General features: G+C 68.8%; 9 protein-coding genes. 3 read left to right on the plus strand and 6 right to left on the minus strand.

Going from position 1 to position 13,666, the window contains the following annotated elements:
- Window positions 1-6 precede the first annotated feature (6 nt).
- Window positions 7-711, plus strand: coding sequence for an aspartate/glutamate racemase family protein (locus tag AZL_RS23935; RefSeq protein WP_012977022.1), 705 nt, complete (start codon window positions 7-9; stop codon window positions 709-711).
- 25 nt (window positions 712-736) lie between these two features.
- Here AZL_RS23935 and AZL_RS23940 read toward each other — a convergent pair whose 3' ends face one another.
- Entirely contained in the window at window positions 737-2,263 is a 1,527-nt protein-coding gene (locus tag AZL_RS23940) for an FAD/NAD(P)-binding protein (protein WP_012977023.1), read from the minus strand.
- 336 nt (window positions 2,264-2,599) lie between these two features.
- On the opposite strand from AZL_RS23940, the gene AZL_RS23945 reads away from it, so the two are divergent.
- Complete coding sequence (locus AZL_RS23945; RefSeq protein ID WP_012977024.1) at window positions 2,600-3,913, plus strand: amidase; 1,314 nt, start codon at window positions 2,600-2,602, stop codon at window positions 3,911-3,913.
- Window positions 3,914-3,941: 28 nt separating this feature from the next.
- Here AZL_RS23945 and AZL_RS23950 read toward each other — a convergent pair whose 3' ends face one another.
- The 5 genes from AZL_RS23950 to AZL_RS23970 form a co-directional block, all read right to left on the minus strand.
- Complete coding sequence (locus tag AZL_RS23950; RefSeq protein WP_012977025.1) at window positions 3,942-5,282, minus strand: sigma-54-dependent transcriptional regulator; 1,341 nt, start codon at window positions 5,280-5,282, stop codon at window positions 3,942-3,944.
- Window positions 5,246-7,132: a sensor histidine kinase gene (locus AZL_RS23955; RefSeq protein ID WP_012977026.1), complete on the minus strand. Its 1,887-nt coding sequence runs from the start codon at window positions 7,130-7,132 to the stop codon at window positions 5,246-5,248. The genes AZL_RS23950 and AZL_RS23955 overlap by 37 nt, the downstream gene beginning before the upstream one ends.
- Before the next feature lie 99 nt (window positions 7,133-7,231).
- The gene (locus tag AZL_RS23960) at window positions 7,232-8,506 is read right to left on the minus strand and encodes a dicarboxylate/amino acid:cation symporter (protein WP_012977027.1); all 1,275 of its coding nucleotides are present in this window, start codon (window positions 8,504-8,506) and stop codon (window positions 7,232-7,234) included.
- A gap of 127 nt (window positions 8,507-8,633) precedes the next feature.
- Window positions 8,634-10,049 carry an aspartate ammonia-lyase gene (gene aspA / locus AZL_RS23965; RefSeq protein ID WP_012977028.1) on the minus strand — a complete coding sequence of 472 codons (1,416 nt, stop codon included), beginning with the start codon at window positions 10,047-10,049 and terminating at the stop codon, window positions 8,634-8,636.
- 304 nt (window positions 10,050-10,353) lie between these two features.
- Window positions 10,354-11,043, minus strand: a complete 690-nt coding sequence (locus tag AZL_RS23970; RefSeq protein WP_012977029.1) for an MOSC domain-containing protein — start codon at window positions 11,041-11,043, stop codon at window positions 10,354-10,356.
- A gap of 563 nt (window positions 11,044-11,606) precedes the next feature.
- On the opposite strand from AZL_RS23970, the gene AZL_RS23975 reads away from it, so the two are divergent.
- Window positions 11,607-13,649: a HAMP domain-containing methyl-accepting chemotaxis protein gene (locus tag AZL_RS23975; RefSeq protein WP_042445173.1), complete on the plus strand. Its 2,043-nt coding sequence runs from the start codon at window positions 11,607-11,609 to the stop codon at window positions 13,647-13,649.
- Window positions 13,650-13,666: the final 17 nt, after the last annotated feature.

The following is a 13,666-nucleotide window of genomic DNA, read 5'->3' on the forward strand; positions in this document are numbered from 1 at the left end:
CGCGAAATGCGCATTCTGGTCGTCAACCCCAACAGCACCGCCTCGATGACCGCGCGGATCGGTGCCGCCGCCCGCGCCGTCGCGGCTCCCGGCACCGAGATCGTCGCCACCAACCCGCCGACCGGCCCCGCCAGCATCGAGGGCTATTACGACGAGGCGCTGGCCGTTCCCGGCATGCTGGCGGAGATCGACCGGCACCAGCGCGAGAGCGCCATCGCCGGCACGGTGATCGCCTGCTTCGACGATGTCGGGCTGGACGCCGCCCGCAGCCTCGCCGACGCGCCCGTCGTCGGCATCTGCGAGGTGGCGATGCAGACCGCCGGGCTGCTGGGCGGCCGTTTCAGCGTGGTGACGACGCTGGCCCGCTCCGTCCCGGCGCTGGAGCGTCTGGCCCAGCGCTACGGCATGGCCGGACGCTGCACCATCCGCGCCGCCGGGGTACCGGTCCTGGCGTTGGAGGATCCGGCGTCGGGTGCGGTCGAGCGCGTGCGCGCCGAAATCCGCCGCGCCATGGAGCGGGACGGCGCCGAGACCATCGTGCTCGGCTGCGCCGGCATGGCCGACCTCGCCCGCTCGCTCAGCGAGGAGATGGGCCTGCCGGTGGTGGACGGCGTCACCGCCGCGGTGACGCTGGTGGAGGGGCTGGCCAGGCTCGGCCTGCGCACCAGCAAGGCCGGCGGCTATGCGCCGCCATTGCCCAAGGCGCGGTGAGACGCCGCCACCGTTCACAAGGCGATCACAAGAGCCGGGGCTCCGGGTTCTCCAGCGTCGGCCTGCCCGCCAGAACCGCCTGTCCGGGCAGCGTCCCGCCGGACATCCCCGCCAGGATGCGGCGGGCCGCTTCGGCGCATTGGCTGCGCAGTTCCGGCACGGCGGTCATTTCCCAGAAGGGCGCCTTGGCGACCGGGCCGAAGGCGAGCAGGCGGGGCGACGGGGTGCCGTCGGCGGCGATCACCGCACCGCTTTCGGTCACGTCCAGCCCCAGCCGCAAGCTGTCCGGCCGGGCGAGGCCGCGGTCGAGCAGCGAGCGCACCAGCGGGTGGCGGATGCGGGTGTAGTCGCAGTTGGTGCCGGTGGCGTTGATCAGCGCGCCCGCCGTCAACCGCCGCTCCGCCCCGCCGCCGCGCTCGACGATGCGCAGTTCCAGCCCGCCGTCGGCGGCCAGGGCCACGTCCCTCAGCCGACCCGGCAGGATCGACAGCTGGCCGCTGGCACGGACGGCGTCGATGCGGTCGGCCACCTGCGGCGCCATGCGGTGGCGATGCACCTCCCAGAAGGGGCGGGCGTGGCGCAGGAAGCGGCGGCGTTCCTCCAGCGGCAGATGCGCCCAGATGCGGTGATGGTGCGGCCTCAGCGCGTCGAAGGCCGAGCGCCAGTCATAGCCGGCGGCCTTCGCCCGCCGGGCATCGGCCTTCAGCGCGATCAGCACGTCCAGCACCGTGCTGGGCAGCACGTCGGGATGTAGGAAGGAGCTGTAGGGCCGCGTCTCCTCATGCCGCTGCGGCAGCAGGCCGCGGCGCGACACCGCGGTGACCGGCCCGCGATGGCCCTGGTCGAGCAGGGACAGCACCGTGTCCACCATCGTCAGGCCGGTGCCGAGAATCGCGACCGGGGCATCGCGGTCGATCGCGGCGATGCCGGCGGCGTCCCAGGGGTCGCCGATGAAACGGTCCGACGCGAAGGCCTCGTCCGCCGTCGCCGAGGCCAGACAGGGCGGGGAGGGCGGGAAATTGCCGATACAGAGCGCCGCCGCATCGGCGCTGACGACCCGGCCGTCGCCGAGCCGCACATGCACCGCCGGCCGATTGCCGGGCGGGGTCTCGCTGCGGATGTCCACCGCCTCGGCGCGGATCAGGTTCAGTCGGGCATGGGCCGGGGCCTCGGCCTGCGCCTCCGCCAGCACGTCCTGGATATAGGCGCCGTACAGCGCGCGCGAGACGAAGGCGTGACCGCTGGGCGGCACCGGCTGGTCCGGAGTCGGCCCCTCCGCCCGGCTCCACAGCCAGCGCAGGAAATGGCGCGGGTCGTCCGGATAGGCGCTCATGTTGTAGGCGCGGACGTTCAGGACATGCGTGCCGTTCGGGGTGGAGTAGGCGACGCCGGTTCCCGGCCGGTGCCCGTATTCGATCAGATGGACGACCAGCGGCGCGCGGGTGCCGCGCAGCAGATGGGCCGCCAGCAGGCTGCCGGTGAAGCCGGCGCCGATGACGGCGATGTGGCGGGGCTGGCTGACGCTGTCCGGCAGGAGAGGCGTTGCAGGCATCGGAGTCCGTCCTTCCGTATGTCATTCCGGAAAAGGTCGGCCGTTGGCGGCTGCTCCCCTGACACGCAGTCCCTGGTCGATAGCGGGGGGTTGAGAGTGGGGATTCGCGTCGGCCGTGTGTCTGCTCGATCCACATCTTTCCATCCTCCATATCACAGCGTCCGGACGGGCGCCATCGGCCGAAGGGCAAACACTATGACTTATGTAGGGATTTGCACATTCCGCATGTGAAATCCTGGCTCCCGACACCGGTCCGGACAGTGGTTGCCGCGCTGGTGCCGATGTGGCACATGCGGGGGAGCTTTCCGTCCGGCCTTTTCCCGTCAGGAGCCTGCCATGACCGTGCCGCCGACCCTCAGCACATGCGCCGCGGAGCGGTTGGAGGCGGCGCTCGCCCGGATCGCCGATCCGCAGCGGCAGGGCGCCCTGGTCTTCACCGAACTCCATGCCGAGGAGGCGCGCGCCGCCGCCCGGGCCAGCGACCGCCGGGCGGCGGCGGGCCGGACGTTGGGGCCTCTCGATGGCCGGATCCTCTCGGTCAAGGCGCTGTTCGACGTGGCGGGGGACACCACCGCGGCCGGTTCCGCCATTCTGCGCGGCCAGCCCGCCGCCATGCGCGATGCCCGCGCGGTGGCGCGGCTGCGCGCCGCCGGCGCCGTCATCGTCGGCCGCACCCACATGACGGAATTCGCCTTTTCCGCCGTCGGCATCAATCCCCATTACGGCAATCCCGGCAACCCACGCGACCGCTCACGGGTGCCGGGCGGCTCGTCCTCCGGTGCTGTGATCTCGGTGGTCGACGGCATGGCGGAGATCGCGCTGGGCAGCGACACCGGCGGGTCGCTGCGCATTCCGGCGGCGCTGTCCGGTGCCGTCGGCTTCAAGCCATCCAGCGGCCGGCTGCCGGCCGAGGGCGCCTTCCCGCTGTCGCCGACGCTGGACGTCATCGGTCCCATCGCCACGACCGTCGCCGACGCCGCCCTGCTGGATTCGATCCTGGCCGATGAACCGCCGGCCCCGTTCGCTCCGCTGCCGGTCGCCGGCCAATCCTTCCTGGTGCCGCGCGGCCGGCTGTTCGACGGCATCGAACCAGCGGTCGCCGCCGCCTTCGAGGCGGGGTTGGACCGGCTGCGCGCCGCCGGCGCGCACATCGCGGACGGCTCCATCGATGCCGAACTGGACGCCTTGGCGGAGCTGGACCGCATCGGGGTCTTCACCGCCATCGAACTGGCGGCGACGCTTGCCGATCTCGGCGTTGCGGCGCTCGACGGCATCGACCCGAAGACCCGCGCGCGGATCGAGGCCGGCGGCAAGGCTCCCGCCGCCGATTATGTCCGCATGCTGCGCCGCCGCGCCGCGCTGATCCGGCTGATGGATGAGCGGCTGACCCGCCATCCGGTCCTGCTGCTGCCCACCGTGCCGCTGACCGCCCCCGCCATCGCCGATGTGCTGGAGGATGCCGCCTTCCACCGCGTCAATCTGGCATTGCTGCGCAACACCCGTGTCGCCAACCTGTTCGACCTGCCGGCGATTTCGCTGCCGCTGCCGTCCCCCGGCCTGCCGGTCGGGCTGATGGCGATGGGCCGGCGCGGCGGCGACCGCAGCCTGCTCGGCATCGCCGCCGGGTTGGAGAGCGCGCTGCGGGGATGAGGGCGGGCATCGTTCAGGGCGCAGAACCTCACGACAGCCCGTATTTCCTGATCTTGTCGTGCAGTGTCGTCTTGGCGATCCGCAATTCCTCGGCGGCGCGGGCGAGGCTGTGGCCGGTGCGGCGCAGAGTGTCGGCGATCAGGGCGCGTTCGAAGGCCTCCACCGCCTCGGCCAGCGGCCGGTCGGCGGCGGGATGGGCGGTGGCGAAGGGGGGGAAACCCTGCTCGATGCCGAGCACGCAACGGTCGGCGACATTGTGCAGCTCCCGCACATTGCCCGGCCAGTCATGGGCCATCAGCCGGCGCATCCGCTCGGCATCCGGCGGCGGCACCGGGCGGCCGTGGCGGGCGGCGGCCTGAAGGGCGAAGCGCTCGAACAGCAGGGGGATGTCCTCGCGGCGGTCGCGCAAGGGTGGCAGGGGCAGGTTGGCGACGTTCAGCCGGTAATAGAGGTCGGCGCGGAACTGGCCGCGGTCGGCCAGTTCGCGCAGATCGACCTTCGTCGCGGCGATCACCCGGCAATCGACATGGATCGGCGTGTTGGAGCCCAACCGCTCCAGTGTGCGCTCCTGAAGCACCCGCAGGAACTTGATCTGCACCGGCATCGGCATGCTCTCGATCTCGTCGAGGAACAGGGTGCCGCCGTTGGCATGCTCCACCTTGCCGATGCGGCGCTTGCCGGCTCCGGTGAAGGCGCCGGCCTCATGGCCGAAGATCTCGCTGTCGATCAGGCTTTCCGGCAGGCCGCCGCAATTGATGGCGACGAAATTGCCGGCGCGGCGCGGGCTGGCCTCGTGCAGGCAGCGCGCCGCCAGCTCCTTGCCGGAACCGGTCTCGCCATGGATCAGCACGTCGGCGGCCGAGCCGGCGAGATCGCCGATCAGCCGGCGCACCCGCGCCATCTGCGACGATCCGCCGATCAGCCGGGCCTCGATGCTGTCGCGGTTCTGCAACCGGGCGCGCAGTTCGCGCACCTCCAGCGTCAGCCGCCGCTTGTCCAGCGCCCGGCGCACCACCTCGACCAGATAGTCGGGGGAGAAGGGCTTCTCGATGAAGTCATGGGCGCCCAGCTTCATCGCCTGCACCGCCATCGACACGTCGCCATGGCCGGTCATCAGCACCACCGGCAGAGCCGGGTCGGCGGCCAGCAGTTCGGCCAGCAGAGCCATCCCGTCCATGCCCGGCAGGCGGATGTCGGTGACGACGATGCCGGGGAAACCCTCCGCCACCAGCCGCCGCGCCTTCTCGGCGCTGTCCACCGCCTCGGCCGGGATGTCCTCCAGCTCCAGCGCCTGCCGGCACCCCAGGCTGACATTCGGATCATCCTCGACGATCAGGACCTTGAGGGCGGCGGTGGCGGCGTCGGACATAGGAGATCTCCGGCCTGGACGGCGGTCGGGTCGATGGGCAGGGCAGTGGGCAGGATGGCGGCGGGAAGGTCGATGGTGAAGACCGCCCCGCCATCCGCCCCATTCGCCCCGGTCAGGGTGCCGCCGAAGTCACGCACGATCCCGGCCGAGATGGCAAGCCCCAAGCCAAGCCCGCCGCCGCCCTCCCGCGCCCCATCGGTCGCCGCCTCCTTCGCCGCCTCCTTGGTGGTGAAGAAGGGCTCGAACAGGCGGGGAAGCACGTCGGCAGGCAGGCCGGGGCCGTTGTCGGCGACTTGGATGCGGACCCGGTCCGCCTCCGTCCGCGCCGTGATCGTCAGCCTGCCATCCTCGTTGCCGGCCAGCGCGTCCAGCCCGTTGGCGAGCAGATTGACCAGCACCTGCTCCAGCCGGTTGGGATCGCACAGGGCGGCGATGTCCTCCGGGACCTCCAACCGGACGGCGACGCCCGACCGCCGCAGCCGCTGCTCCAGCAGGAACAGCGCGTTGTCGATCGGCCGGCGCACCGCCACCGGACGGGGCGCGCCGGAGGATTTGCGGGCGAAGGATTTCAGCTGGCTGGTCAGCGCCCCCATGGCGTCCACCAGATGGGCGATGCGGTCCAGATTGCCCCGCGCCGCCTCCAGATTGCCGCGCTGGAGGAACTTGACGGTGTTGCCGGACAGGGTGCGCAGCGCCGCCAGCGGCTGGTTCAGCTCATGCGCCAGTCCGGCGGAGAGCTGGCCGATCACCGCCAGCTTTCCGGCATGGACCAGCTCGTCCTGGGCGGCGCGCAGATTGCGGGTGCGCTCCTCTACCTTGCGCTCGAGATCGCGCAGATGGCGCCGGCGCTGTTCCCACATCAGCAGCAGGATGCCGAGGAAGCCGCTGCCCAGCGCCGCCAGGGCGGCGCGGGTCCAGGCCATGGCGGTCACCTGGGCCACCGGCGACAGCACGGTCATCGTCCATCCGGTACCGTGCAGCGGCCCGCTCTGGGCCAGGAAGCCGCCGGACACCGGAAAGACCGTCTCCTCGACGGCCCCTCCGGCCGGGTTGGGCAGGCTCACCAGCTCGGCGTCGGCGGCGATCCGCTCCAGCGGCCTCAGGCCCAGCGGCGCCAGCGGGCGGGCGTTGTATTGCAGGGTCCGGTCGAAATGGCGGCGCGTCGGCTCGTCCATCGCCGTCAGGGTGGTGAATTTCCAGGATGGGACGGAGGCGAGGATGACCACGCCATTCTCGTCGGCGACCAGGACCGGCGCCTCCACCGTCGACCAGGATTGCTCCAGCTGTTCCAGGCTGACCTTCACCACGGCGACGCCGACGATGGCACCATCCTCCGACAAGGGCGAGGACAGGTAATAGCCGGCCTCGCCCCGCGTGGTGCCGACACCGAAGAAGCGGCCCTGGCTGCCGTCGGCGGCCTGGATGAAATAGGGGCGGTAGGACAGATCCTCGCCGATGAAGCTGTCGGGACGGTTCCAGTTGCTGGAGGCGACCACCCGGCCCTGGCGGTTCAGCACATAGATCGACAGGGTGCCCGCCCGCTCGTTCAGCCGCTCCAGATAGCGGTTCAACCCCCAGGCCAGCGGCGCCCGCCCGGTGACGAGGTCGAGCACGTCGCGTTCCAGCCCCAGCGTGGCGGGGAAATAGGCGTATTTGTCGATCTCCCGTTCCAGGCTCTCGGCATAGAGGTCGAGCCGGTGATGCCCGGTTTCCTGGAGAGCCGACAGCCCCATCCCCTCGCTGATGCGGAAACCCGCGATCCCGGCGGCCAGGGCCAGCCCGGCGAGCGCCGGCATCAGGAGACCGATGGTGCGGAGGCGGCGTGCGCCGAATATCACAAAAGCCGGCATGAAAAAGGCGGGCAGGGAGAGGGACCACCGCACCATAGCAGAAGTCCTCCTCCCAGGGCCCGCCCGTCTTCGGGACCGGTCCGTCGACGCGCCGGCCGCTTACTCGGCGGCGGCCGGGTTGGGCAGGGCGGCGCCGGCCTCCTCCTCATCCTCGCCGCCGATGGCGTTCTCCCACTTGGCGACCACCGTGGTGGCGATGCCGTTGCCCAGCACGTTGGTGGCGGTGCGGCCCATATCGAGGAAATGGTCGATGCCCATGATCAGCAGCACGCCGGCCTCGGGCAGGTGGAACATCGGCAGCACCGCGGCCACCACCACCAGCGAGGAGCGCGGAACGCCGGCGATGCCCTTGCTCGACACCATCAGCACCAGCAGCATGACGATCTGCTGTTCCAGCGTCAGCGGGATGCCATAGGCCTGGGCGATGAACAGCGACGCGAAGGTCGTGTAGATCATCGAGCCGTCGAGGTTGAAGGAGTAGCCGAGCGGCAGGACGAAGCCGATCACCCGGTCCCTGACGCCGAAGTCCTTCAGCTCCTCCATCACCCGCGGATAGGCCGATTCGCTCGACGCGGTGGAGAAGCCCAGCAGCATCGGCTGGCGCAGCGCCTTGACCAGCCGGAAGACCTCGCCCTTCAGCACGACGAAGCCGGCGAAGATCAGCACCGCCCACAGCACCGCCAGCGTGAGGTAGAAGCTGCCCATGAACTTGCCATAGACCAGCAGCACGCCCAGCCCCTGGGTGGTCACCACATTGGCGACGGCGGCGAAGACGCCGATCGGGGCGAAGCGCATCACATAGTCGGTGACCTTCAGCATCACCGGCACGACCTCTTCGATCGAACGGGCGAGCAGACCGGCCTTGGTGTCGCGCAGCTGGCCGATGGCGAGGCCGACGAAGACCGAGAAGATCAGGATTTGCAGGATCTCGTTGTTCGCCATCGCCTCGAAGAAGTTGCGCGGGAAAACGTGGGTCAGGAAATCCTTGAGGTTCAGGGCCGAGGTCTTCAGGCCGGCGCTGGCCGAGGCGTCGGGCAGCGGCACGCCGACATTGGCGCCCGGATGCAGCAGGTTGGCGAAGATCAGGCCGATGAACAGCGAGGCGAAGGAGGCCATCAGGAACCAGCCGACCGCCTTGCCGCCGATGCGGCCGACGGTGCGGGCGTCGCCCATGCCGGCCATGCCGGCGACCAGGGTCGAGAAGATCAGGGGCGCGATGATCATCTTGATCAGGCGCAGGAAGATGTCGGTCACCATCGCGAAATAGCCCGCGATGTCCTTGGCCGTGGCCGGGTCGAACAGGCTGTTGCAGACATAGCCGGTGACGATGCCCAGCAGCATGGCGACGATGATCAGCGTCGTCTGTTTGTTCATGGTCCTGATACCTCACCTTTCCCGCCCGCCTGTCAGCGCCGGCCGGGTTGCGGTCGATGGGAACCGGGCCGGTTTCCGCTCTTCCCCCGCGAGGGGAACCGGAAGCCGGCCCGGGTGGCGGAACGGGTCAGCCGGCGGTGGCCAGCAGCCGCGGCTGGGTCAGTACCTCGGGCCGCAGCACCTCGGCAAGGGCGGTGGCGGTCATCAGGCCGCGCGCCTCCACCAGCTCGGCGACGCCCTTGCCGGTGCGGTGGGCCTCGGCCGCCACCTCGGTGGCGTTGGCATAGCCGATGTAGGGGTTCAGCGCGGTGACGATGCCGATGGAGTTGCGGACGCTGGCCTCCAGATGGTCGCGGTTGGCGGTGATGCCGTCGACGCAGCGGTCGGCCAGGACCAGGCAGCCCTGGCGCAGGTGGGTGATGCTCTTGAACAGGCTGTGGGCGATGATCGGTTCGAAGGCGTTCAACTGGAGCTGTCCGGCCTCGGCGGCGAAGGTGACGGTCATGTCGTTGCCGATCACCTCGAAGGCGATCTGGTTGACCACCTCGGGGATCACCGGGTTGACCTTGCCCGGCATGATCGAGGAGCCGGCCTGACGCGCCGGCAGGTTGATCTCGCCGAAGCCGGCGCGCGGGCCGCTGGACAGCAGGCGCAGGTCGTTGCAGGTCTTGGACAGCTTCACCGCCACCCGCTTCAGCACGCCCGACAGCTGGACGAAGCTGCCGCAATCCTGCGTCGCCTCGATCAGATTGGGCGCGGTGAGCACGGGAACGCCGCTGATCTCGGCCAGACGGCGGCAGACCAGCGGGGCGTAGTCGGGATGGGCGTTGATGCCGGTGCCGATGGCGGTGGCGCCCAGATTGATCTCGCGGATCAGCAGGGCGGCCTCCTTCAGCCGCTCCTCATCCTCGGCCAGCATGACGGCGTAGGTGGAGAACTCCTGGCCCAGCGTCATCGGAACGGCGTCCTGCAACTGGGTGCGGCCCATCTTCAGGATGTCGCGGAACTCGTCGGCCTTGCGCTGGAAGGCGGCGCGCAGATACCCCATCGCCTCCACCAGCCGGAAGATGCCGGTGTAGGTCGCCAGCTTCAGCGCCGTCGGATAGACGTCGTTGGTCGACTGGCTCATGTTGACATGTTCGTTGGGGTGCAGCTGGGCATAGTCGCCGCGACCATGCCCGAGGATCTCCAGCGCGCGGTTGGCGATCACCTCGTTGGCGTTCATGTTGGTCGAGGTGCCGGCGCCGCCCTGGATCACGTCGACGACGAACTGGTCATGCAGCCGGCCGGCGCGGATCTCGCGGCAGGCGGCGGCGATGGCCTCGGCCCGCTCGGCGCTCAGCAGCCCCAGCTCCTGGTTGGCGCGGGCGGCCGCCATCTTGATTTCGGCGAGCGCCCGGACCAGATCGGGGTAGTGGGAAATCGGCGTGCCGGTGATCGGGAAATTCTCGACAGCGCGCAGGGTGTGGACCCCGTAATAGGCATCGGCCGGAACCTCGCGGTCGCCCAGCAGGTCATGTTCGGTGCGCGTTGTGGCAGCCATCGGACGTTTCGCTCCCTTGGTTTGAGACCGTCCCGTCTGCGCGGGACGCGGCCGCATGGAGAGCAACCGCCATGCCAGGGCGGAGCGGTGTGACGCCGCAAGGCAATTTATTGATAATACTGGATATTATTGTTGGGGGGTGGCCGCGTTTGTCCGGTTTTCCGAACAAACGCGCGTGCGACCGTCCGGAAAACCGAATGGCCGGCTTGGAGTCTGTCCGATGCTTCAATAAGCATCGGACAGACTCCAGCTTAGGATTTTCCGTGCGATCGCTTCAGACGATTCCGTCTGAAGCGATCGCACTCTAGCCGTCGACGCGGGATGTCCAGTCCTCGACCCGGCCGCTCTCCACCCGGCGGCGGGCCAGATCGCGCCAGCCGGAGGCCAGCGGCCCCAGAGCCGTGATTCCGGTCAGGGTCGGAATGTCGCCGGTATCGTGATAGAAGGCGCGCAGGATGCGGGCCAGCGGCCAGTCGGGCAGGGGGCGGTCGATCAGGCGGATCTCATCCCCGGCGGCGGTCCTGCCGGGTTCGAGCACCCGATAATACCAGCCGGTCCGGCCGGTCGCCTGTACCCGCCGCGCCATGTCGGCCACGCCGAACCGGTGGTTCAGCTTCCAGCAGGGCTGGCGCCCCTGGCTGACCTGGAGAGTCGCCGTGCCGATACGGAAGACATCGCCGACGCAGACCTCCTCCTCGGTCAGTCCAAGCGTCGACAGATTCTCGCCGAACGCACCGGCGCAGTCCAACGGCGGGGTGGGGGCGGGCAACTCGCCGCGCCAGGCCGCATAATGGTCGAAGGGATAATGATGGACCGCCTTGTCCGGTCCGCCGTGATGGCGGCGGTCGGCCTGCTCGTCGCCGGCCAGCCCGTCCGGCCCGATGGCGACCGCGGCATCGACCGGATGCTTGGCGATGGCGCTGACCGTGTTCGGGCGCCCGAACGGGAGCGCCTTGCCGATCAGCACCGCCTTCACGCTTATGGGACTTGTCATCGGCGGCTCCTCTCTGCCGAAGACCTCCTATCGTCTGGGGGGGCGCCTGCCAAGCCGTCGCCGCAGCAGGTCAGCCTTGCCACGGGCGGCGATGCCGCGTGGTTAGCAAGCGCTTCCAAAATGGTGATTTTTGTCAATTTGCGAACCGCGCCTCTCAAAAAGAAAAAAGAGATTTCGGGACTAAACGAAAACAAGCCATATGTATCGTGATGGCGGCGCAGGAAGCTTCGACGAATATATCATAGGAATCATATGCATCAGGAGTATTATTGTTAATGGAAACGCAATAGAGGCCGGAAGGCAAGCTATCATGCCGCAGCGCCCTGTTGAGGAGAGCGTCATGAATGTATTTTCATGATCATAATTTAATTTTCTTTTCCAGATTTTCCCCGTTCCCCTTGGCGGCTTAATGGACTGCCCCACCTAAGGCCCTATACGATCAGTCGGACCTGTCGGATCATCGGCGAACGAAAATTTTTTCCCGCCCTCCTTCCATCGGGTGGGGATGGCATGCGTGGTGCATCGGTGGCCGGGAGTAGGGCGCATCGGTGAGGGGGCATGCCATGACTGGTTCCACAAACATCACTCGGACAGGTGGACTGTTCGCGGACATCAAGATCGGACGGAAAATCGCCATCGGCTTCGGTGCCGTGCTGCTGATCATGGGAGGTCTTGCCGGGCGAAGCTATCTGTCCTTCACCAATGTCTCGGACCAGTTCGACACCTATGCGCACCGGATCTCGGTCCTCGACACCGTCTGTGGCATCGAGATGGACGTGTTGGCGATGCGCGGCGCCGTGCGGGAGTTCGCGCTGAGCGGCAGTTCCAACCGCGAAGCGATGGCCAACCAGGCGATCGACAAGCTGCGTGGCGGCTTCGAGAAAGCCGACGGGCTTGCCCACGATCCCGATCTGAAATCCAGGCTCGCCCATGCGGAGGAACAGCTCCGCCTCTATGTCGACGGCTTCCGCCGCGTCGCGCCGATGCAGCATGAATTGATGACGCTGATGACGGACACCCTCGATCCGCTCGGCTTGCAGACGCGGGTCGATCTGGAGCGGATCCGTGACGAGGCCACCAGGGCGGGCGACGCCGAGTCGGTCGCCCTTGCCTGGGAAAGCATGGAATTGCTGATGGTCGGCCGTCTGTCCGCCAACAAGATGCTGGCCCGCCATGACGACGAGGCCGCCAGGAAGGCGGAGGAGGCGTTCGGCACCCTTGACCAGCGTCTTCAGCATCTGTCCGCAACCGCCAAGGGTCGCCCCTATGCGGAAATGGTTGTGGACTTCCGGGACGCATTGTCGCGCTATCGCGCCGCCTTCTCGCGGGCGAAGGACCTCAGCCACGGCATCGCCACGCTGATCAACGGTCAGATGACGCAGGCCGGCACCGTCATGACGGAGGAAGCCGAGACGATCAGCCACAGCGCATTGTCGGAAGCCAACCACATCCGCGAGGTGACCGAGTCCGACATGGACGGTGCCGAATTGTTGATCGCGGTGCTTTCGGTCGGCGGTCTGCTGGTCGGTCTGCTGTGCGCCGGCGTCATCAGCCGGGCGATCGTCCGGCCGGTGACCGCCATGACCAGGGCGATGCGGGAGCTCGCCGGGGGCAATCTGGACGTTGCCGTTCCGGGCGCCGGCCAGAAGGACGAGATCGGCGCCATGGCGGCCGCGGTGACGGTGTTCAAGGAGAACGCGCTCACGGCGCGTCGCCTCGAGGCGGAACAGCAGGCCGAACGGCAGCGCAAGGAGGCCCGCTCGGCGACGGTCGACCGGTTGGTCGCCGAGTTCGAGGGAACCGTCGCCGGCATCCTGCGCACCGTGTCCTCGGCATCGAGCGAATTGGACAGTACCGCGCATCAGATGACCACCACCGCCGAGCAGACCAACCGCCAGTCGACCGCGTCGGCCAGCGCGGCGGAACAGACCTCCGCCAACGTGCAGACCGTCGCCACCGCCGCCGAGGAGATGGTGGCGTCGCTGCGGGAGATCGCGCGGCAGGTCACGCGTTCCTCCGCCATCGCCAACGACGCCGTCACCCAGGCGCACCATGCCGACACCACGGTGCAGGGGCTGGCTGAAACCGCCAGGAGGATCAGCGACGTGGTGGCGCTGATCTCCAACATCGCCGCGCAGACCAATCTTCTGGCGCTCAACGCCACCATCGAGGCGGCCCGCGCCGGCGAACATGGCAAGGGCTTCGCCGTCGTCGCCACCGAGGTGAAGCATCTGGCGGCGCAGACCACCCAGGCCACCGACGAGATCACCGGCCAGATCAACGCGATCCAGGCGGCGACCGGCGGGGTGGTCGAGGCGATCCGCCAGAATTCCGACATGATCCGGCAGATGAACGAGATCACCGCCGCCATCGCCTCGGCGGTCGAGGAGCAGAACGCCGCGACCGGCGAGATCACCCGCAGCGTGGTGGAAGCCGCCGCCGGCACCGAGGAGGTAGCGCGCAACATCATGCAGGTGATGGAGGCGACCGGGCAGACCGGCGCCGCCGCCGCGCAGGTGCTCAGCGCGGCGGACGCGCTGTCGCACCAGTCGGAAACGCTGCGGACGAATCTGGAATGCTTCCTGTCGGATATCCGGGCGGCCTGACCCGAACAAGCGACCAA

Origin of the sequence: Azospirillum sp. B510 (assembly GCF_000010725.1) — a bacterium.
Taxonomy (GTDB): domain Bacteria; phylum Pseudomonadota; class Alphaproteobacteria; order Azospirillales; family Azospirillaceae; genus Azospirillum; species Azospirillum lipoferum_B.